The organism is Rheinheimera metallidurans, from assembly GCF_036983985.1.
Lineage (GTDB): Bacteria > Pseudomonadota > Gammaproteobacteria > Enterobacterales > Alteromonadaceae > Alishewanella > Alishewanella metallidurans.
The window spans coordinates 968,355-990,424 of sequence record NZ_JALAHQ010000001.1 but is presented as its reverse complement, the minus strand read 5'-3'; the positions used below and the strand labels follow the sequence as shown (position 1 = coordinate 990,424).

The following is a 22,070-nucleotide window of genomic DNA, read 5'->3' as shown; positions in this document are numbered from 1 at the left end:
ATATGGGCGCCATTTTCCCAGAGCACCCGCGATATGGCAAATTTAAATCTAATTCAACGGATAAAATTACGCTTTATAGATCCAAGCGCAGAACATAACGTATAAACCAACCTAAAATAGCATTAAAGACGTCTGGGCGGCAGATTTGTCTGGCAAAGTATTAGTACTTTATCTAAAATAGCCGCCTATTTTTGGCCTAATGTTTACGCTTAATGCCGTATTTGGGCTAACTGTATTAACTTTATTTTGGAATACAACCTATGGCACAACACATTTTTACTTCTGAATCAGTATCTGAAGGGCATCCGGATAAAATTGCTGATCAGATTTCCGACGCCGTATTGGATGCAATCCTAGAGCAAGATCCCAAAGCACGTGTTGCATGCGAAACCTATGTAAAAACCGGTATGGTATTAGTTGGCGGTGAAATCACGACTACCGCTTGGGTTGATATTGAAGAATTAACCCGTAAAACCGTACGAGCAATTGGTTACACTAATTCAGAAATGGGTTTTGATGCAGGCTCTTGTGCCGTACTAAATGCCATTGGTAAACAATCGCCTGATATTAATCAAGGTGTTGATCGTACAGATCCAAGAGAGCAAGGCGCCGGTGACCAAGGCTTAATGTTTGGTTATGCCAGTAACGAAACTGACGTACTAATGCCAGCACCTATTACCTACGCACACCGCTTAATGCAACAACAAGCCAAAGTGCGCAAAGACGGCACCTTACCTTGGTTGCGCCCAGATGCTAAATCACAATTAAGTTTTATTTACGAAGATGGTAAGCCAGTAGGTATCGATGCCGTGGTGTTATCAACTCAGCACTGTGACAGCATTAATACTAAAGATTTACGCGAAGCGGTAATGGAAACCATTATTAAGCCAGTATTACCTGCTGAATGGTTAACGGCGAATACCAAGTATTTTATTAACCCAACTGGCCGTTTTGTTATTGGTGGGCCAATGGGCGACTGCGGTTTAACCGGTCGTAAAATTATTGTCGATACCTATGGTGGTATGGCGCGTCATGGTGGTGGTGCCTTTTCGGGTAAAGATCCATCAAAAGTTGACCGCTCAGCTGCTTATGCGGCACGTTACGTGGCAAAAAACATTGTTGCTGCGGGCCTTGCTGAGCGTTGTGAGCTACAAGTGTCTTATGCTATTGGTGTAGCAGAGCCAACCTCTATTAGCATTGAAACTTTTGGCACCAGCAAGTTAAGTGAAGAGCAGCTAATAAAGCTGATACGCGAACATTTCGACTTACGCCCGTATGGCCTAATTGAAATGCTACAGCTAGAACGGCCTATTTATTTGCCAACTGCGGCTTATGGCCATTTTGGCCGTGATGAGTTCCCATGGGAGCAAACCGATAAAGCTGAACTACTGCGCCAGTATGCCAAATAACCTTAATTAGGTTTAATAAGGAGAGCCTAGCTCTCCTTTTTTATAACTATCACTTACCCTTTCGCCACTTATCATCCGGTTTATTTTGTGTATGATAGGCGGCGCTTAAAATACAAAACAATAAGAAAGGAAGGAACCAGTATGAACCAACAAACCGCCACTGCAGCTAAAAGCAGCTGGCTTAACCGGGCGCTTAATGCCATTGAGGTAGTAGGCAATAAGTTACCCGATCCGGCAGTGCTGTTTGCGCTACTGATGATTATCGTTTGGCTTGGCTCTTGGTTATTATCAGGGGTGACATTCGCTGAAGTAGACCCTCGTACCGGCGAAGCCATTGTAATTAATAATCTATTAGAACCCACGTCGCTTACCACCTTTATGGCTAAGATGGTTGCTACCTTTGTTAGCTTTCCACCGCTAGGTGTAGTGCTAGTTGCCATGTTAGGTTTAGGTGTTGCCGAGTACACTGGTTATATTAATGCCGGTTTACGCTCTATTTTATCGGTTACACCAAAAATGTTATTAACGCCGGTATTAATTGGCGTTGGTGTGTTAAGTCATGTTGCAGTAGATGCCGGTTATGTCTTAGTTATTCCCCTTGGTGCCGTTATTTTTTATGCCGCGGGGCGTCATCCGTTAGCGGGTATTGCCGCGGCATTTGCAGGCGTATCAGGTGGGTTTTCTGCTACTTTTTTCGTGCCTTCAAGCCTAGATCCGCTGCTAGCCGGTTTAACTCAAGCTTCGGCTCGATTATCAGCCGATCCAGCCGCCGCTGAACTGGTTATTAACCCACTGAATAACTATTTTTTCACTACGGCATCGACCTTTCTTATTATTATTATTGGTTGGGTACTTACCGATAAATTTATTGAACCGCGGTTAAATAACACGCCTATCGATGGTGATCCTGCTGAACTACCGAAAATGGACGCATTAAAACCCTATGAGCGTAAAGGTTTACGCTGGGCCACTTTTGCTATGATATTAAGCGGCGTGTTACTTATGGTTTCAGCAGTGCCAGAAACTTCAGCATGGCGCTCTCCGCTAAATGGTGAACTCACTCACTCTTCGGCGCCGTTAATGCAATCTATTGTTGGCATTATCTTTGTGTTCTTTTTAATCCCGGGTGTAGTGTACGGCTACGTTTCTGGCAATGTTAAAGATCATCGCGATATTATTAAAGGCATGACTAAAGCCATGAGTGGCATGGGGTATTACATCGTTATGGCGTTTTTCTGTGCCCAGTTTATTTATGCCTTTGGCCAAAGTAATCTTGGTGCATTAATCGCAATAAAAGGGGCAAACTGGTTACAACACATGGCCTTTCCTATGGGTATCACGCTGGTGGGTATCGTATTTTTATCAGGCTTTATTAATCTGCTAGTCGGCTCAGCCTCGGCTAAATGGGCATTAATTGGTGCAGTTATGGTACCTATGTTAATGGAGCTTGGTGTATCACCCGACTTAACTCAAGCGGCATACCGCGTTGGTGACTCATCAACCAATATTATTACGCCGTTAATGCCGTATTTTCCGTTAATAGTGGTGTTTTGCCAAAAATACGTTAAGTCGACCGGTATAGGCACACTTATCGCATTAATGCTGCCATTTTCAATCGCCATGTTATTACTCTGGACGACGTTCTTACTTGGCTTTTGGGCGTTAGATTTACCACTTGGCGTAGGTGCAAGTTACACCTACCCTGCAGCGGGTTAAACTATATTTATATACGCTATCTAAAAAACTAACCCTGCTGTTGCAGGGTTAGTTTTTCTACCACCAAACAGTTTTGCCTGTTAACATTCCAACATATTTTCAATAGTGTAATTTCTATGCGTATTCCTCGTATTTTTCATAGCAGTGCCATTTCACTAAACAGTGAATTTAATCTTGATGACGATGCAGCAAACCATGTTGGCCGCGTATTACGTATGCCGGTCGGCAGCGCCATTACCCTGTTTAATGGTGACGGTTTTAACTATGCGGCCGTGATCAGTAGTAGCGATAAAAAGCGGGTTAGCGTTATTGCCTCAGAGCAGCAACCTAACACTGTAGAGTCACCGCTAAGCATTCATTTAGGCCAAGGCATTTCTCGCGGTGATCGCATGGATTTCGCCATTCAAAAAGCGGTTGAGCTGGGTGTAACAGAAATAACGCCGCTATTTACCGAGCGCTGTGGTGTAAAGCTGGATGCAGAACGCTTAGCGAAACGCACTGAGCAATGGCAAAAAATTGCAATTAGCGCCTGCGAACAAAGTGGCCGAAGTATTGTGCCTAAGGTGCACCCTGCTATTAATCTAACGCAGTGGTTGGCCCAGCAAACAAAAGAATTAAAACTAACCTTGCATCCGTGGGCAAAAGACACCATTAAGACCCTAGCGCCCAGCACTGGAATTCGCTTGGTTATTGGCCCAGAGGGTGGTTTTACTGATGCCGAAATGAGCCAAACCAGCGACGCTGGCTTTATCGGCATACAACTAGGCCCACGCGTATTACGTACTGAAACCGCAGCATTAACCGCTATTAGCGCACTGCAATTACAATTTGGTGATTTAGCATAAGGATTAACAGCATGAGCAAAACCATAAAACTGGGTATCGTAATGGACCCAATTAGCGCCATTAATATTACTAAAGACTCCAGTTTTGCCATGTTATTACAAGCCCAGCAGCGCGGCTATGAAATTCACTATATGGAAATGGCTGACCTTTACTTGCTAGAAGGCGAAGCCCGTGCCAGCACTAAATTACTCAGCGTTGCGCAAAATAAAGATAACTGGTACCAATTTGGCAGCCAACAAGATATCGCGCTTGGCGAGCTAAACGTTATTTTAATGCGTAAAGACCCACCGTTTGATACTGAGTTTCTTTACGCCACCTACATTTTGGAACGGGCAGAAGACGCGGGGGCATTAATTGTGAATAAACCGCAAAGCCTGCGCGATGCGAATGAAAAACTTTATACCAGTTGGTTTAATCAGTTTACGCCAAAAACACTAGTTACCAGCGATATAGCGCGCCTAAAGGCGTTTTACCAAGCTGAGCAAGACGTAATTTTAAAGCCACTAGACGGCATGGGCGGTGCATCAATTTTTCGCTTAAAACCCAGTGATGCTAACGTTAGTGTAATTTTAGAAACCCTAACTGAGCACGGCACGCGTTATGCGATGGCGCAGCGTTATATTTCAGCAATTACTGACGGTGATAAACGAATTTTAGTAGTAAACGGTAAACCCGTGCCATACTCGTTAGCACGCATTCCTGCTAGCGGTGAAACCCGAGGCAATTTGGCGGCGGGTGGTCGCGGCGAAGCTCGGCCATTATCAGAGTCAGACTGGGCTATTGCCAATGCTATTGGCCCAACACTTAAGGCAAAAGGGTTAATTTTTGTTGGTTTAGATGTAATTGGTGATAAGCTTACCGAGATTAATGTTACCAGCCCCACCTGTATCCGCGAAATTGAAGCGGCGTTTCCAATCAGTATTACTGCTATGTTATTTGATGAAATTGAACAGCTGCTGGCAGCTAGCCAGTGACAACCCAGTTGTAGCGAGGTCACTATGCAGAGTTTTCAAAATCATTTTTTAATTGCTATGCCCGCACTAGACGATCCGATGTTTAAACGCAGTGTTACCTATGTTTGCGAACACAACGACGAAGGCGCGATGGGTATAGTTATTAACCATCCGCTAGATGTAAAAGTGGCAGATTTGCTTAAACAATTACAAATAGAATTTAACACCGACAGCCCTGCCGCTACCGCGCACGTTTGCGCCGGCGGCCCAGTGCAGCACGACCGTGGGTTTGTTTTACACACTGCAAAAGAAGGCTACAGCAGTAGCATGCATTTAAATAACGAGCTAATGGTTACCACTTCCAAAGACATTTTGTTTGATTTAACCACTGAACACGCACCAGAAAAGTTTATATTAGCACTAGGTTATGCCGGCTGGACTGCTGGCCAACTAGAACAAGAAATTGCCGATAACTCATGGCTAGTTATCCCTGCTGATAACAGTATTATATTTGATTTAACCCACGCTGAAAAATGGCAATCAGCCACCGCTACTTTTGGCATTAAAACGTGGCAATTAACTAGCGAGGCCGGACACGCCTAATGAGTCGCACAGTATTAACTTTTGATTACGGCACCAAAAGCATTGGCGTCGCGGTTGGCCAGGAGCTTACTGGCACCGCGTCGCTGCTTAGCGCGCTTAAAGCCCAAGATGGCACACCAGACTGGCTACAACTAGAAAAGCTGATTAAAGAATGGCAACCACAGCTATTATTAGTGGGTTTACCACTGAATATGGATGGCACAGAACAAGATTTTACCGCACGCACCCGCAAGTTTGCTAACCGCTTACATGGCCGGTTTGGCTTACCGGTTGAATTAAAAGACGAGCGTTTAACCACCGCCGAAGCACGCAGCCAGTTATTTGCCGAAGGCGGCTTTAAAAATCTAAGCAAAGATAAAGTAGATAGTTTTTCCGCAAAAATAATTTTTGAGAGTTGGTATGAGCAGCAATATTAACGCCCCACTACAAACGGGTTATTACCAGCATTACAAAGGCTATTATTACCAAGTTATAGATTGTGCGCGGCACAGCGAAACCGAAGAATGGCTAGTTATTTACCGCGCTTTATATGGCGATTTTGGCCTATGGGCCAGACCATTAGCTATGTTTATTGAAAACGTAGAAATTGCCGGCGAACTACTGCCCCGCTTTCAATATCTTGGGCAAGATAGCCCTCTAACTGAATAAAACACGTCTTTTATTATATTTTGTTACAAAAAATCATTATTTCTCTTCCACCTTGCATGATACTTTAACAACATACTCATCACTAAAGGAAACATCATGAGCAAAAGTATTGCACAAGGTTTAATTGACATTTACGTCGCCCCGAAAAGCTTATTTGATACATTACAAGACAAGAAAGGCTGGAGCATTGTGCCTTTTTTATTATTGTTAATAACGTCTGCTGTTGTCATGTATATTTTTTTTGCAGGGATGAGCCCAAGCTGGATAGTCGAACAACAAATGCTCGCAGTTGCCCATACATTAACACCGGCAGAAATTGAAAATACGCGCGCAGTTATGGGACAAATGGCTGATAAGTCAAAATACTTTGCACTAGGTGGCATCGTGATAGGCCTACCTATTATGCTAGCAATCCAAGCGGCTTATATTATGCTTGTTGGCAATTCTGGCCATAAAAGACCTTATGGTAGTTGGTTTGCCATGTCGGTCTGGGTCAGCATGCCCAGCTTAATCAATATGCTCGGCTTATTAGTATTAATAATGCTAAGTAGCACCCCTGATATGCCAATTAACTCAGCAAACTACCTATCATTAAACCAACTGGTATTTAATTTCAGCCCGCAAGATACTTGGTTTTCGTTAACTGAAAACTTTAACCTCACTTACTTATGGTCTATAGGCTTAGCTGCTGTAGGCCTAAAAAGTTGGAGCGGCTATTCAACCAGCAAAGCAGTTTTATTAGCTGCGCTGCCACTAATCGTTATTTTTGGCATTTGGGCTTTATTTATTTAATAACGGAAACAGTTATATGAAAAAGTTCTGGATTGCCGCCATTATTAGCGTGCTGCTAATTGGTTTGGTAAGCATAAGTCAGTATCACAAGCGGCATCAGCAGCTTGACGTCAATACTGCTGAAGTAACTCAAGGTACGTTGGCTGACACTATTTTGGCCTCTGGCAATCTAGAATTTAATACTCAAATTCAAATCCGTACAGAAGTAACAGGCCGGATTATTGAAGTTTTAGTAGAAGAAGGTGACACGGTTGAAGCGGGCCAAGTTTTAATGCGACTTGACCCCACCGCATTTGCGGCAGATGTAGAAAGAGTGCAAGCGCTAGTTAAAACTCAAGAAATTGATGTGCAACGTGCTAATGCTTTATTAATCGATATCCAGCGTCAGTTAACACAACAAAAAAAGCTATTTACCGTTGGTTTAATACAACAAGATGTTATTGATAGCTTGCAAAGTCAGGTTGATATTGCTCATATTAATGTTTCATCAGCACAGGCGGCTTTAAGACAAAGTCAGGCAACCCTTACCATGGTTGAGGATAGCTTACGTAAAACAATTTACCGCGCACCTATTTCGGGGTTATTAGCCAGTGTTGATATTAAAGCTGGCGAAACGGTTATTGCCGGTACAACTAATATTATCGGTTCAGCTTTAATGACCTTAGCTGATCCCAGCGCTATTTTAGCCGAGCTACGGGTAGACGAAGCAGATATAGCTAATATATATACTGGCCAGCAGGCTAAAGTATTTGCCGCGGCTTACCCACGCCAAGCTATTCACGGTGAAGTAATTCAAATAGCCACTTCAGCGCGTGCCATGACGCAAAATCAAAGTTTATCGTTTAGAGTAAAAGTACTGTTGCAGCCTGAAGAGCTAGCGCTGTTCTCTGGTATGAGCTGCCGCGCTGAACTAGTACTGAAACAGCAAGAAAACAGCTTACAAATACCGATAGCCGCCATTCAACATCAAGGAAATAAAGCCTTTGTCTGGCTTGTTGAAAATAACAAAGCGATAAAACGCGAAGTGGAACTTGGTATGGCAACAGACACAGCACAACAAATTTTATCTGGTTTAAACCTGCAGCAAACGGTGATTATTGGCCCTGCAAGGGTTCTTACTCGCATAACTGAAGGCAGCAGCGTTAATGCGACTCTGCTTGCGACGCAGGAACTTTAATATGTTGCCGGTCATATCACTACAGCACATCAGTAAATATTACCAGATGGCTGGAGAGCATTTTTATGCTTTAAAAGATGTAAGCCTGACGATAAATAAAAATGAATACGTGGCCATCATCGGCCCGTCTGGTTCCGGAAAATCGACCCTGATGAACATTATTGGTTGCTTGGATACACCCAATGAAGGGCAGTATCAACTAGCAAATCAGAATGTAGCAAATTTATCAGAAGCCGAACTTGCCACTATGCGTAATCAGCAGGTTGGCTTTATTTTCCAAAGCTTTAATTTACTCCCCAGAGCAACAGCTTTAGCTAACGTGATGCAACCCCTAGTATACCGCTTGATCAGTAATAGCGACCGGCAAAATATGGCCAAAGAGGCATTACGCCGGGTTGGTCTAGCCGATAAAGCCCAGCATTTACCTAACCAGCTTTCTGGCGGTCAACGCCAGCGGGTTGCTATTGCTAGGGCTTTAGTAACCCGCCCCGGAATTTTGCTTGGCGATGAACCAACGGGGAATCTCGATAGCAAAACTACCCGCGAAATTATGGCATTGTTTGATGAACTGCATCAGGAGGGCCATACCGTTATTCTGGTTACGCATGAACAAGAAATTGCCGATCACTGTCATCGAGTTATCCGACTAGTAGATGGGCAGTTAGCACAAGACAGCCTGACAACCGCCGGAGAAAAGCAGCATGTTTAAAGGACTACATGCTGCGCTTGAGGGCACTAAGGCCGCATTATTGTCAATTAGAGCACATGCATTACGCAGCGCCCTAACCACCTTAGGTATTATAATTGGCGTGGCGGCTGTCATTACCGTTGTAGCCATTATGCAGGGCTTAAGCCACACGGTTAGCAGCCAATTAGATGATTTAGGTAGCGATATGATTACGCTACGGGCCTATACCTCTACCGAACAGCAAATGCTGGGCATCTTTAACCGGCTGCATCATGATGATTTTCTTATGCTGAAAAGCCGAGTACAAAACGTTGAAGATATGACAGCGACCATGCAAGCCTTTAGTATGGGTAGTCAGGTGCAGTATGGTCGGAACAATGCTCAAACTCAGATTATAGGCACCGATAGCAGTTATCAAAATGTCGTTAGGGTTTATCCAGAATTTGGCCGTTTTTTATCGTTAAGTGATGATGATCATCGCCGCCGTGTAGCTTTTGTTGGCTCGTCACTGATCAAAAAACTAAATTTACCAACGAATCCGGTTGGCGAGTTTATTAACTTATCTGGCGACTGGTTTCGTATTATTGGCGTAGCAGAAACACGCGGTTCACTGTTTGGTTTTGATCAAGATAATTATATTATTGCTCCTTTTAGCACTATCCGCTCACTAACTGGTGAGCGAGCCGCGAGCAATATTGAAGTTATGTTTCGCCCTGCAGCCAATGTCGATGCCAAACAAGTGCAAGAGCAAATGCGCCAGTTATTACGCCAGCGTTACCGTTTACAAAAAGATGATAAAGATAACTTCGAATTTATCAGTGCTGAACGAATGATTGAGCAATTTTCTAGCATTACCCAAAGCATTACCCTAGTAGCCGCTGGCGTAGTAAGTATTAGCTTGTTAGTTGGTGGTATAGGTGTAATGAATATTATGCTGGTATCAGTAACAGAACGAACCCGAGAAATTGGTATCGTGAAAGCCCTAGGCGCAACACCGCAATTTATTTTATTGCAGTTTTTAGTTGAAGCGCTGGTGTTATCCTTGTTTGGTGGCCTAATTGGCTTACTGCTAGGCTATGGCATTGCAGCCTTTATTGGCCTAATGATGCCTGCAATGCCAGAAGCTTTAGTACCGATGTGGGCAATATTTTTATCTATCGGTTTTACTACACTGATTGGCGTGGTATTTGGCCTAGCCCCAGCGATAAAAGCCTCTAGGTTAAATCCGATAGATGCTTTGCGTTATGAGTAATTAACAATATCTCGCCTTAAATAAAGTAAGTTCTACTAATCAATTTATACTAATACCGCATAATTACGCATATAAAATGTTCTACAAAACATATTATGTGCGTGTAATAACTGCCAAAATTACAGCTTATTTTCATTTATGTCGAATACTGAATACGGCTCTGGAAGGCGTGTAAATCCTAACGCTGCGTACTCTTAACTTCAAATAAACATGTATAATCTCAATTAAAATAAAACAATGCATTTACATAACCAGCAAAATATGCAACATTAACCATCTCTAGATACGCTAGAGAAGCTAAAGTTTAACAATAAAAAGGAAATATCATGATTCTTGATAATTTAGCACAGGTAGTAGGCCCAGCCGGAATTGAACCACAAGCGATAGTACCAATTATTATTGGTGTTATTGTCGTTCTGTATTCAAGCCCAGCTTACTAATCAAAAGGTGGCTTTATGCCACCCTTTATATTTATTTGGATTATTTTATGGAAGACATTGAAAAGTTAAAATATCTCGCTAGTAGGTGGGCTGAAAAAAGCAGCTTAAAAGAGTTTTTTTTATCTAACATTACTTTATACGCTGGCAGTCCAGGATTAGTGCTAAAAAACATGAATGCGGTTTTTACTGATTTTTCGAGTACGGTTAGTTACAAATATTTAGAATTGTGTGATGAGCTTAACTACGCAACTACTCAGGAGCAACACTGTATAATAGAAATCGTTTCTTCAGCCTGTATTAGTGTTTACCAGTATGAGATGCTAGACCAAAGCACTATCCGAACCGAGCCAGTTAGTTTTCACTCTTATAGTCGTGGTGAACAAGTTGAATTACTTAAAGGTAAAATTTATAAAGTTGTAGTGCACAAACTTGGTTTAGCAGTAATGGCTAACAATAATGAGATGGGTATAACTCGTTCTATTTTTTGTACAGGATCAGGAAGATTAATATCAACACTAGCAACTAATAATCAACATTCAAAATTACAGTTTGCAGCATACTTACTCGGAGTACTCAAGAGATCGGAATCAAAAGAAGTATTGAGATCATTATTAAACCACTCAGCATATTTTGTTAGATGGCAAGCCGCACAGTCATTTGCCTTACTAGCTGAAAAAGAAGAAATCATCGATGTGCTACATATAATGAGTAGCGATGAAAATAATATGATAGCAAAAGCTGCGCAGTCTTCACTACAGCGGCTCGTAAATTAAGGTTTATTATGATCGTTAAAGATTTTATTGATAGTGAAGAGTTATCACTTGAAGATTTTTTAGATATTTGTGATGATTTTGGGGAAATAAAGAGCAAAAAAGACTATGAAAAATTTTTCATTCCCTTAATTCGTCTGGCTAATAACAATAATTTGTTAATAGATTTTTTAAATTCTGGTTTAACAAACCCTGATAAATTTCAATTTGATAAATCGTATAGCATGCAATCACTTGCGTTAGCTGAGCGAGAACATTATGATATCAGAATGAATTTTTGGCCTACTAGTAATGAATTCGATATAAGTAATAAGTCTGTTAGTGAATTTTTTGCATATTATTTTCCACACGATCATAATTTTGATCTTATTACAACAGGCTATACTCAGAATGGCTATGTAACAGATATTTATAACTATACCTATGATAGGTATGAACCTGGCGATGAGGTTGATCTTGAATTTAATGGCAGATACGAACTCACAAAAGGTCGTATAATGCTTTACGAATCTAGCAAAGATATTCATACACAGTTTCCTCCTAATCAATTAGCGATTTCTATCAATGTGCTACCTAAACAAAAAAGTAGGACTTTGCAATATTCTTTTGATCTTGAAAATAAAAAAGTTAATTCTATAATAAAATCAGGAGCACCAGATTATAGCTTAAAGGCCGTACTAGATAGTATTGATGACAAAGATTTGATAAAACTATTTAATCAGGCCGTTAAATGAGCAGTATTGTATTAGAAAATGTCTCAAAGAAATATTACAAAGAAACTATTATAAAAGAAATAAATTTAGAATTAAAACCAGGAAAATATCATCTTAAAGGCATTAACGGTTCAGGTAAAACAACTTTACTTAGCGTAATTGCAGGTATTGAAAAACCTAGTTTTGGGCGCGTAGTCAATTCTGAGAATATTGATTTTTGCTCAGACAAAATTGATATTCCTCCTAAACTTACTGTTTTTGATTCATTTAAACTTTATGATAAATACAATCGTTCGAATACTAAATTTAGAGATGAATTAGTTAGATTATTTAATTTTGAGAATTTTATTCATCACAAATATGAAGATCTATCTGAAGGTTCTAAAAAAAAATTAAAAATAATATTAACATTTTCAGGAACAGGTAGTTGGATATTACTAGATGAGCCGACTAATGCCTTAGATAAAAACTCAATTGAAAACGTAAAAATCTTGATAGAAGAGTCAGTGCGCCCTTTGATATTGGTTGATCACTCTGGTTGTTGTGTAAATTCTTTATTTTCAATTATAGAAATAAAGGAGGGCGAGCTTTGTATAGTGAAATATCAAGATCATTATTAAAATCATACAAAGAAAACAATGCATTCCTTATAAAAGTTATCTCTATACTATCTATATTTTTGCTGCCTATATTTTTAATATTAGCGCCTTTACCCGCATATTTAATTTATACAAACTCAGTGCTTAGTTTACCATTTTTAATTTCCGTATTTTTCATTTCTCTACTAACCGTTATCTCATCAAACATTTATGACAAAATACATTCAAGACAATACCTTTACTGGGCAATATTAATAACTTCATATAACGATGTTAAAAATAAATACTGCTACGGTCAAACCATATTTTCTTGTTTGTCTTTTACGCTATTGTTTGCTGGAGCTTTTAAGTTAGACACTATTACTGACGCCTTTCCAGAGATAATAATTTTAATAATTTTTCACTTAATTTATTTCAGATATAGATTTGATACTTTATTTAATGGTGCGGGCTATAAATTCAAAGCATCATTCGAGTGTAGATTTTTCGTTAACTCTTTTACTAAGGTTTTCTTTCACCTTTCTTTCTTCACAATTCTTATTGCATTTAATACAATGCTCATGCTTGAGTCTAATATAAACAACGTATCGATATCTCTTGGCCTTATAATAACATTAACATGTACGATATTAACTTTCGCTATAGAAAAAATAGTGAATTATGAATTCTATAGATATGAAAAGTTTATAATATCCGTGTCAAAAAAATTACACAAAAAAATGATTTACATCCTAACAACTACATTTTTTTTAATGAAAACAATTCCAGTCTTAATGTTTTTTAGCTGGATGGTTTCAGCAATCTATTAATTAATCATTAGCATCAAACCATCCGTTGTTGTAATTTCAACCCCACTTACCGGCTGTGAGCATTTAAAGCTGTTGTCGATACCACTCGCCTAAAATTAAACTTGCTGCCACGCTAACGTTAAGTGACTCTACCTTGCCAGTGCCGGGTATTTGTAGTGCAATATCGGCGCTTTTTGCTACATTTTGCGATACACCAAACATTTCTTCACCAAATACAATAACCACTTTGGCGGGTAATTTACTGTTGTATAACGAGCTGCCGCCATGGCTAGAGGTGGTTACTAGGGTATAACCGGCTTCCTTACATAGCTTTAACGCTAAAGGCAAATTGTCACACGATAAGCCATCAATAAACTCACCACCGCCTTCCGCTGTGCGCAGTGCAGCGCCCGATTGTAACAGCTCGGGTTGTTTCATAATAATGCCGCCAACGCCAAAGTGGGCACAGCTGCGGGTAATAGCACCTAAATTGTGTGGGTTACCTACGCCATCTAATGCCAACAAGCAGTCTTGTTTGCGGTCTTTTTTCTGCAAATAAGTGGCCAAATTTTGCAGCGGTTTACGCTTAACCAATAACACTACGCCACCATGATGGCCACTACCGGCAACCTTCTCAAGCTCGGCACCATCAACAATATGGTAGGCTTTTTTCGCTGCAGCTAAATACTTCATTACATCAGCAAACTTTGCTGCCATCTGCTGCGATACGTAAAGCCGTATTACACTTTCAGGGCGTTGCGTAAATAGCACTCGGCAGGCGTTTTCACCATATACTTTACTTTCATTATCTAGCGCGGCGCGCACTGGCTTGCCTGCATGGATATTAGCTTGCGGAGCCTTAACACTAGCAGCGCGCTGTGTTCTATTCGCTGGCTTTTTTGCCGCAGCGTCTTTAGTCCAAGGTTTTTGCAATGGGTTAGCGGTTTTACCACCCTTGCCTTTGTGTTGTGACATACGCTTTCCTACTTGCACACTATAGCGGTGAAAAACAAATGATGCCGCAGATTTTACCAGCTACAAGCCTACAATACTTGCATTTTCAGCATTCAGCCTTGCTAAGCGCAAAATTGTGTATTGAGCACTAACTAAAATCTCAGTCTAGTTATAACCATTGGCATAACACCAAAGCTGATGTAGTTATTTACTCAGTCAACTCATGCGGAATTGAAATTAATTGTAATTGGTGAATTAAGCTGTAGTTGTCGGGTCGAAATATAACGTAGTAAGCCACATCGGTATCGGCAAAATGACGCACTATTGGCCGAGCGATGTTTTCTGATGCTTCTTCAATAATAAAATCACTCGGATACTCAACCATTGCCCTACTTAAGCGAGTGTCAGCATAGTTGATAAATGCTGGCGCCATTACATTATCTATACTGGTCGCGCTATAAAACCGAATAAAGCATTCATAACCACCATCGTCAGTTCTTGCCATAGTGTAGGCTGTAATAGGTAAGTTTGGCTTTGAATACTGCGTATCAGCAATATCGGTTAAACCATTAGCAATAAAGGCCTCATGCATATTTTCTGGTTTAAGTTTATAAACGGTTTGTTGCATGCAGCTGTTATCAAAAATATGAATAGCATCAGTTATGTTTATATCCATTTCAGCCGCAATACTGGCGCCACTTCTAAAATAGCCAAAATGTTCAAAGTATAAATCAGCCGTAACCAACACTATTGCAGTTACAGCAATGCCACCGAGCCACTTTAATTTTGTGCTAGGTTTTACGCGAGTTTTTGCATTAGCCATTATTCATTCTCATAGTGCGGGTATATAAAGTAAGCCTGTTGTTAATACCACGCAGTTTGTGTTTTTACCCACTACATAGCAACAATACTTGTAATTTTCTCGCTGGGCAGTATGCTGACGGCCTTAATTTTTAAGCTGTAGGCTAGGTTTATGCTAAGTTATCGTCATAGTTTTCATGCGGGTAATCATGCCGATGTGGTTAAGCACTTGGTGCAGGTTGCTATTCTTGACTATTTATTGAAAAAAGATAAACCATTTTGCTATCACGACAGTCACGCCGGTGCCGGTTTATATAGTTTATTGGCTGAGCAAGCGCAAAAAACCAACGAATACCAAGGCGGCATTGCCAAGTTATGGCAGCATGAGGTACAAAACCCAACGCTACAGCGGTACATTGACGTAATTAAACAACTTAATACTGATGATGAACTGGCGTTTTACCCTGGTTCACCGAAAATTGCCGCATTAATGCTACGCAGCACTGATAGCATTCAAGCAACAGAGCTGCACCCAACCGACTACCCTATTTTAGCTAGCCAGTTTGCGCGCCGCCGCTATAGCCGTATTGAAAATATGGATGCTTGGGCCGGCTTTAAAGCGATGCTACCGCCGCTCTATAAACGTGGCTTAGTACTCATTGACCCACCTTACGAGCTAAAAACCGAATACCAAGATGTGGTTGCGGGTTTGCAATTGGCGTATCAGCGTTTTCCGCAAGCAACCTATGCTATTTGGTATCCGGTAATAGAGCGTGACGCAGTAGAGGCGTTTATTCGTGAGTTAGTGAATACCGGCATTAAAAACCAATTACGTATTGAATTATGCCCGCATAGCGACAGTAGCGGCTATGGTATGACTGGCAGCGGTATGTTAGTTATTAATCCGCCCTATACTCTTGCGGCTACTATGCGTGAGGTATTAACTGAAATTCAGCCGCACGTTGCAGCCAATAGCGACTGGCAAGTACACCAACTTGTTCCCGAATAGATTTGAAGTAACCCTATGCGTATTTTATTTTTTGTCTTATTAGCGTTAAGCGCACAGCCTGTATTTGCCTTTGGCCAAACTGGCCATAAAATGATTTGCGATATGGCCTACCAATTAAGCCAACCACAAACTCAAGCCCATATTGATACGGTAGTAAAGGCATCAGGGTTAAGTAGCTTTGCCGAAGGTTGTGTTTGGCCTGATACTTTGCGTGATGATGACAGCTTTAAATGGTCCGCACCTTTACATTATATAAACTTTGCTCGCCACAATACGACAGTAAGCCAAGCTGACTGTGCCAAGCTCGGCTGCGTGCTATCGGCAATTACCGATATGCAACAACGTTTAGCCAAAGACGATAATGACTGGCAGGCGTTACTGTTTTTAGCGCACTTTATTGCCGATTTGCACCAACCACTGCATGTTAGCTATGCCGATGATCTTGGCGGTAATAAAACCCAGGTTACGTTTTTTCAACAAGCCACTAATTTGCACTCAGTATGGGATTCGAGAATATTAGCCAAGCTTGGCTATAATAATAACCCCACAGCACAACAGCAATTATTACAAGCCATTGATAGCAAGCTCGCGTACCAATGGCAACAATCTAACGTACTGGATTGGGCCAATGAATCAGCGGTATTAACCAAGGACATCTATCATCATTATCAGCCCAATATGCTACTTAGCGATAACTACGTACAACAATACCAAACCAGTTTAGAAACACGAGTGCAGCAAGCTGCTGTGCGCTTAGCTTTAGTCCTAGATAAAACCTTTAATTACCGCCCTTAGGCCGGTAACAGGCCCAATTTGGGTTGCGGTTATACACTATTATACAATCCAACCTTTACTAATTTGCCTAAAGGTATCGGTGCCACAGCGCTGTAGCCACTCAAAGGCTAGCATTTCCTTGCTAATAATTTGTGCACCGCACTGCGCCATACGGTTAAGCGCTAACTGTTTGTTTTCTATAGTGCGCGAACCTACAGCTTCTACCACCACAAAAACCTGATAACCTAAAGCCAGTAAATCCAGTACCGATTGCAATACACAAACATGGGCTTCGGTGCCTAAAATAACAATTTGCTTACGGCCGGTTGAGGCCAAAGCACTTACTATGTGCGGCTCTTTTAGCGCACTAAAATGCATTTTTTCTAACACCTGCGTTTCGGGTACAAGCTCGGCAATAGAGAGTAAAGTGCTGCCCAAACCTTGCGGGTACTGCTCGGTGGCCCAAATTGGCACATCTAACTGCACTGCAATTTGTAACACCCAAGCTGCGGCTTGTTCTACTTCTTTAGTTTCAAAAATGGCCGGAGCCAGTTTTTGCTGAATATCTATAACTAGTACTAACGCTTGCTCAGCCTGCAATAACATAAGCTTTCCCATTAATGAAAATCTCGCGATGACAGGTTAAGCTCGGCCAAAAGTGCCGATAAGTCAACTAACTTACCGGCGATAATATGCGTAACCTCACCTTCGCGTTGTAAAATGCCATCTACTTGCAAAATACGCGCGGTTAAAAAGCTTTTCTGCTGTGCCTGCGCAGTAGCTAACCACACGATAATGTTTAAGGTGCCGGTTTCATCTTCTAACGACATAAAGGTAACACCGGCGGCGGTACCCGGCCGTTGACGCAATGTTACTAAGCCACTTACTCGTACAGGGCTATTATGCCGCACTTGCCCAAGGTCAGCGGCAGCTACACTACGCGGCAATTTTGCTGCTTGGCGCAATAAGCCAATAGGATGGTGCTGTAAGCTAAGGCCGGTAGCACTGTAATCCTCTAGTACTTCGGCTACCGCGCTTGGCGCAGCTAAATATGGCGCCGCTGTATACGGCGTAGCTAAGCTTTGATTAATAGCTGCGGTTTCGCTGGGTTGTAACAGTAATTCAGCGCTAAACAATGGCAAGGTATGCTCGGTATCTAATAATTGCCAACGGCTATTATAGCGATCGCCGCTAAGGTTAATTAAGGCATTAGCACTAGCCAAGGCTTGTAAGTCACTGCGGTTAAGCGCTAATTGTTGCAGCTGTGACAAAGTGCGATACCCGCCAACTGGCCTAAGCCTAACCAGCTGTTTAGCACCAGCACTGCTTAGCCCCTTTATTTGCCGCAGGCCAAGCCGAATAGTCTTACCTTGTTGCTCTAACGTAAAATCGTAGTGCGATGCATTAACACATACCGGAAGCACCGCTACGCCATGGCGTTTAATATCGTGTAATAACTGAGATGGGCTATAAAACCCCATTGGATAACTATTGAGTAACGCGCAGCAAAACGCTGCCGGATAGTAATATTTTAACCACGCTGACACATAGGCTAATACGGCAAAACTAGCAGAATGTGATTCGGGAAAACCATATTCACCAAAGCCACAAATTTGCTGATAAATACGCTCGGCATACTCTTGGCTATAGCCCCTACTTTGCATGCCATCAACCAGCTTATGTTTAAATGGCAGTAGTTCGCCGGTCTTTTTCCAGCTCGCCATGGCGCGGCGCAACTTATCGGCCTCGCCACCACTAAAACCAGCGGCCACCATCGCCAGTTGAATTACTTGCTCTTGAAAAATAGGTATACCCAAGGTGCGGCCAAGTACGGTTTCAACGGCTTTAGATGGGTAAGTAACGGCCTCTTCGCCATGCCGACGTTTTAAATAAGGGTGCACCATATCACCTTGGATCGGTCCTGGCCGAACGATAGCAATTTGGATCACTAAATCATAATAACTGGCTGGTTTAAGCCGTGGCAGCATGCTCATTTGTGCGCGCGATTCTATTTGAAATAAACCCACCGTATCAGCGCGTTGGATCATGGAAAATACAGCGCTGTCATCACCTAAGTTGCCAATGCCGGCAATACTAAGATCACGGTTAAAATGCTGCTTTACCAGTGAAAAACATTTACGAATAGCACTTAACATACCCAGTGCTAATACATCTACTTTTAATAACGCCAAGGTTTCTAAATCGTCTTTATCCCATTGAATAACCGTGCGCTCATTCATAGCGGCATTTTCTATCGGCACCAGCTCATATAGCGGCCCTTGTGATATAACAAAGCCGCCAACATGCTGCGATAAATGCCGTGGCGCACCGCGTAGCTGCTCTACTAATTGCACTAATTGCTGGGTAAGCTTGCTGCTGGTATCTAGCCCTAAACGGCTAAGTTGCTGCTGCCAGCTTTGGTTGGCATCGCGACGTTGAATATTTTTAATCAGAAAATCTAATTGGCTAATAGGTAAACCCAAAGCTTTGCCAACGTCACGCAGCGCACTTTTAAAGCGATAGCTAATAACCGTTGCCGCCAGTGCTGCCCGCTCGCGGCCATACTTGTTATATAAGTACTGAATAACTTCTTCGCGCCGTTCATGTTCAAAATCGACGTCAATATCGGGTGGTTCTTGGCGCTCTTTTGACAAAAACCGTTCAAACAACACCTGAATTTGCTCAGGGTTAACCGCGGTAATTTCCAAACAATAGCACACCACCGAATTAGCAGCAGAACCACGGCCTTGATATAAAATGCCGTGGTTTTTAGCAAACTGCACCAGATCATGAATAGTTAAAAAAAAGTATTCATATTGCAGCTCAGTGATCAGCGCCATTTCTTTATCGATAATAGCTTGAATACGTGCCGGCACTGCGCCAGAAAACCGCAGTTTACTGCCCTTAGCCACCAGCTTGGCTAAATAACTGCTAGCGGTTTCGCCTTTAGGCACTAGCTCTGCTGGATATTGATACTTAAGCTCGTTTAAAGAAAACTCGCAGCGCAAAGCAATAGCCACGCTTTCAGCTAACCAGTCGGCAGTAAATAGTTTTTCTAACTTTGACAACGGCCGCAGTGCACGCTCGGCGTTACTCAGTAGCGCTCGACCCAGCACACTAATAGGTTTGCCGGCGCGTATGGCACTAATACAATGCTGCAGTGCTAAGCGTTCAGGTGTGTGCATTAATATTGCGCCACAACACATCAGCGTAAGCTGATATTGCTGAGCAAGCTGCTGACAGTAATGAATAAAACTAGCTTCGTTATGGCTTAGCTGACGCTGCATGGCTAGCCATAATCGTTCGCCATGATATTTTTTTAACCATACAGCCCAATGATTATCACTATCGGCTTCGCCACTGGGTAGCCATAATACAAAACAGTGCTTAACCGACATAAGATCCCATTCGGTTAGGCAATACTCGCCCTTGGCACTGCGCCGTCTGGCATTGGTTATAATTCGGCATAGCTCGCTGTAAGCGGCTTTATTGGGGCAAAGCAGCACCAGCTTTAATTGTTCTAGCTGAAAATAACTGCCAACAATAAGCTTAATATTGAGTTGTTGGTCTTTAATGTGTCGATAAGCCCTAACCACGCCCGCAACCGAGCATTCATCGGTTATAGCCAGTGCGCTGTAGCCCAAGGCATCAGCTTGTTGCACCAACTCTTGTGGGCTAGAAGCGCCTTGTAAAAAACTAAAATGGCTTTGGCAAAATAATTCAGCATATTGCATAACTAGCCCTTAGCTAAATAGCCCTTGCACAAACCAGCGCTGCTCTGGCGTACGATATAGCCATAGCCATTGCCCCGTCTTACTGCGGCCAACAAAGTAATCGCGCTGTGCATGCAGCTGCCAACCGTCTTGGCATAAACGTTCTGGCCCGCTATTAATCTCTATTGTTTCGTTAAGTGGCAAGGGTTTAGCTAATAAAAATGCGGGCCGAAGCGTTAATGCTGCTATCTGTTGATTGGCCGACATCAGAGGGGAATGCTGGCTACTGGCCAGTTCGGGCCAATGTTGATTTTCTAAATTAAGCCCGGTTACCGCCGCGTTACCCAACTTAGCTTGCAGCGTAGCAACTAGCTGTAACGCAGAAACATTGCCTTGTTGCGGCTGAAACAAGTCATCATTAAGCTGCTGCGGGCGAGTAAAGCTATGTACTTTAAGCTTTAGGCCGGTTACCGGCTCCGGCAACATTAATCGCTCTAAATGGTGCTGGCATAAGGTGAGCCAGCGCTTTGCACTGCTTTCAGCCTGAGCTGAGCCAACCTCTAATAACAAAGCGGGTTTAGCACGAAAAAACAGGCTGATCTGCAATTGATGACACCGAGCATTGGCCCGTGTGAGCTGCTGTTCTAACTGCGTTAACAGTGAAGACAGCGGTGCTGTTAGGCCCTTGGTGTCGGTAATGTCGTACAATAATTCAAGATAACGGCTAAAACCTTGCTGTGGCTGAATATAATTAAGTGCATGGTAAAAATCGCCCCGTAATTGGCCAAGATAATTGAGTAACCGGCTATCAAAGCGTCGCGCCAGCTCTGCGGTTGCTAAGTTAAGTAATTGACCAAGATTATGGATCCCTAACCGAGTCAGTTGCTGCTGTATATCGGTGTCTAGCTCGGTGGCATTAAGCGGGCTGCGCTTTACTATTTCAAAAGATGAACTGACGTTATCTGATACGCTATTTAATTGTAACCGAGCTAAACATTTGGCAATAAAAGGCGTGCCGCCGGTAGCATAAAAATACTGATATGGCAGTAAAGCTAGTTCTGCCGTTACCGCTTGCCAATAACCGTTAATCCCCTGATACAGCGCCAGCATATTACATAAACGTAAATACAAGCCCGATGGTGGGTCTAAGGCAATATCGCTACTTACTTGGTACAACTGTTGCGCCACACTTTGTAGTGCTTGTTGCTGAGCATCAATTTGGTAAGGAATAAGCTGTAAGTTAGGACATAACCCGGCAGCCGTGCCTAACTGCATACCCAGTTTGATACCAAGCTCTGTTGCCTGCTTATTGCACTGCACAATTTGGTGTTTTTCATCTACCACGGCAATAGGTAATTTTACCGTGGTTTCACTCGTTAGGCTTTCTAGCTGCAACGCCGGAAACTGCAAATATAAATACAGCACA

General features: G+C 42.3%; 21 protein-coding genes. 16 read left to right on the top strand and 5 right to left on the bottom strand.

What is annotated here, in order from left to right; genetic code table 11:
- The first annotated feature begins 260 nt into the window (after nucleotides 1-260).
- The 14 genes from metK to MN199_RS04605 all read left to right on the top strand — a co-directional run bounded on the left by metK (nucleotide 261) and on the right by MN199_RS04605 (nucleotide 12,626).
- Nucleotides 261-1,409 carry a methionine adenosyltransferase gene (gene metK / locus MN199_RS04670; RefSeq protein WP_335738578.1) on the top strand — a complete coding sequence of 383 codons (1,149 nt, stop codon included), beginning with the start codon at nucleotides 261-263 and terminating at the stop codon, nucleotides 1,407-1,409.
- 141 nt (nucleotides 1,410-1,550) lie between these two features.
- Nucleotides 1,551-3,125 carry an AbgT family transporter gene (locus MN199_RS04665; RefSeq protein WP_335738577.1) on the top strand — a complete coding sequence of 525 codons (1,575 nt, stop codon included), beginning with the start codon at nucleotides 1,551-1,553 and terminating at the stop codon, nucleotides 3,123-3,125.
- A gap of 116 nt (nucleotides 3,126-3,241) precedes the next feature.
- On the top strand, nucleotides 3,242-3,970 hold the full coding sequence (gene rsmE / locus MN199_RS04660; RefSeq protein ID WP_335738576.1) for a 16S rRNA (uracil(1498)-N(3))-methyltransferase: 729 nt from the start codon (nucleotides 3,242-3,244) through the stop codon (nucleotides 3,968-3,970).
- Nucleotides 3,971-3,981: 11 nt separating this feature from the next.
- Nucleotides 3,982-4,944: a glutathione synthase gene (gene gshB / locus MN199_RS04655; protein WP_335738575.1), complete on the top strand. Its 963-nt coding sequence runs from the start codon at nucleotides 3,982-3,984 to the stop codon at nucleotides 4,942-4,944.
- 24 nt (nucleotides 4,945-4,968) lie between these two features.
- The gene (locus tag MN199_RS04650) at nucleotides 4,969-5,526 is read left to right on the top strand and encodes a YqgE/AlgH family protein (RefSeq protein ID WP_335738574.1); all 558 of its coding nucleotides are present in this window, start codon (nucleotides 4,969-4,971) and stop codon (nucleotides 5,524-5,526) included.
- Nucleotides 5,526-5,942, top strand: a complete 417-nt coding sequence (gene ruvX, locus MN199_RS04645; RefSeq protein WP_335738573.1) for a Holliday junction resolvase RuvX — start codon at nucleotides 5,526-5,528, stop codon at nucleotides 5,940-5,942. The genes MN199_RS04650 and ruvX overlap by 1 nt, the downstream gene beginning before the upstream one ends.
- A complete protein-coding gene (locus tag MN199_RS04640) occupies nucleotides 5,926-6,174 on the top strand; it encodes a DUF1653 domain-containing protein (protein ID WP_335738572.1) in 249 nt (82 codons plus the stop codon). The genes ruvX and MN199_RS04640 overlap by 17 nt, the downstream gene beginning before the upstream one ends.
- Before the next feature lie 96 nt (nucleotides 6,175-6,270).
- Nucleotides 6,271-6,966, top strand: coding sequence for a YIP1 family protein (locus tag MN199_RS04635; RefSeq protein WP_335738571.1), 696 nt, complete (start codon nucleotides 6,271-6,273; stop codon nucleotides 6,964-6,966).
- Between the two features lie 16 nt (nucleotides 6,967-6,982).
- Nucleotides 6,983-8,143 (top strand): efflux RND transporter periplasmic adaptor subunit, encoded by a 1,161-nt coding sequence (locus tag MN199_RS04630; RefSeq protein ID WP_335738570.1) that lies wholly within the window; start codon nucleotides 6,983-6,985, stop codon nucleotides 8,141-8,143.
- A gap of 1 nt (nucleotide 8,144) precedes the next feature.
- Complete coding sequence (locus MN199_RS04625) at nucleotides 8,145-8,852, top strand: ABC transporter ATP-binding protein (protein WP_335738569.1); 708 nt, start codon at nucleotides 8,145-8,147, stop codon at nucleotides 8,850-8,852.
- On the top strand, nucleotides 8,845-10,083 hold the full coding sequence (locus MN199_RS04620) for an ABC transporter permease (RefSeq protein ID WP_335738568.1): 1,239 nt from the start codon (nucleotides 8,845-8,847) through the stop codon (nucleotides 10,081-10,083). Before MN199_RS04625 ends, MN199_RS04620 begins: the two co-directional genes overlap by 8 nt.
- A 487-nt stretch (nucleotides 10,084-10,570) precedes the next feature.
- Nucleotides 10,571-11,296 carry a HEAT repeat domain-containing protein gene (locus tag MN199_RS04615; RefSeq protein ID WP_335738567.1) on the top strand — a complete coding sequence of 242 codons (726 nt, stop codon included), beginning with the start codon at nucleotides 10,571-10,573 and terminating at the stop codon, nucleotides 11,294-11,296.
- Between the two features lie 8 nt (nucleotides 11,297-11,304).
- Nucleotides 11,305-12,027: a hypothetical protein gene (locus MN199_RS04610; protein WP_335738566.1), complete on the top strand. Its 723-nt coding sequence runs from the start codon at nucleotides 11,305-11,307 to the stop codon at nucleotides 12,025-12,027.
- Complete coding sequence (locus MN199_RS04605; protein ID WP_335738565.1) at nucleotides 12,024-12,626, top strand: ATP-binding cassette domain-containing protein; 603 nt, start codon at nucleotides 12,024-12,026, stop codon at nucleotides 12,624-12,626. The genes MN199_RS04610 and MN199_RS04605 overlap by 4 nt, the downstream gene beginning before the upstream one ends.
- A gap of 851 nt (nucleotides 12,627-13,477) precedes the next feature.
- On the opposite strand, the gene MN199_RS04600 is transcribed toward MN199_RS04605, so the two are convergent.
- Nucleotides 13,478-14,368 (bottom strand): tRNA/rRNA methyltransferase, encoded by an 891-nt coding sequence (locus MN199_RS04600; RefSeq protein WP_335738564.1) that lies wholly within the window; start codon nucleotides 14,366-14,368, stop codon nucleotides 13,478-13,480.
- A 187-nt stretch (nucleotides 14,369-14,555) separates the two neighbouring features.
- Nucleotides 14,556-15,170 carry a hypothetical protein gene (locus MN199_RS04595; protein WP_335738563.1) on the bottom strand — a complete coding sequence of 205 codons (615 nt, stop codon included), beginning with the start codon at nucleotides 15,168-15,170 and terminating at the stop codon, nucleotides 14,556-14,558.
- Nucleotides 15,171-15,320: 150 nt separating this feature from the next.
- Between MN199_RS04595 and MN199_RS04590 the strand changes: the two genes are divergently transcribed.
- Nucleotides 15,321-16,157, top strand: a complete 837-nt coding sequence (locus MN199_RS04590; protein ID WP_335738562.1) for a 23S rRNA (adenine(2030)-N(6))-methyltransferase RlmJ — start codon at nucleotides 15,321-15,323, stop codon at nucleotides 16,155-16,157.
- 15 nt (nucleotides 16,158-16,172) lie between these two features.
- Nucleotides 16,173-16,952: a S1/P1 nuclease gene (locus MN199_RS04585; protein ID WP_335738561.1), complete on the top strand. Its 780-nt coding sequence runs from the start codon at nucleotides 16,173-16,175 to the stop codon at nucleotides 16,950-16,952.
- Nucleotides 16,953-16,991: 39 nt separating this feature from the next.
- On the opposite strand, the gene MN199_RS04580 is transcribed toward MN199_RS04585, so the two are convergent.
- The 3 genes from MN199_RS04580 to MN199_RS04570 are packed head-to-tail and all read right to left on the bottom strand — an operon-like array spanning nucleotide 16,992 to nucleotide 22,069.
- A complete protein-coding gene (locus MN199_RS04580) occupies nucleotides 16,992-17,537 on the bottom strand; it encodes a hydrolase (RefSeq protein WP_335738560.1) in 546 nt (181 codons plus the stop codon).
- An 11-nt stretch (nucleotides 17,538-17,548) separates the two neighbouring features.
- Nucleotides 17,549-20,665, bottom strand: coding sequence for an error-prone DNA polymerase (locus tag MN199_RS04575; protein WP_335738559.1), 3,117 nt, complete (start codon nucleotides 20,663-20,665; stop codon nucleotides 17,549-17,551).
- 9 nt (nucleotides 20,666-20,674) lie between these two features.
- Nucleotides 20,675-22,069, bottom strand: coding sequence for a Y-family DNA polymerase (locus tag MN199_RS04570; protein WP_335738558.1), 1,395 nt, complete (start codon nucleotides 22,067-22,069; stop codon nucleotides 20,675-20,677).
- Nucleotide 22,070: the final 1 nt, after the last annotated feature.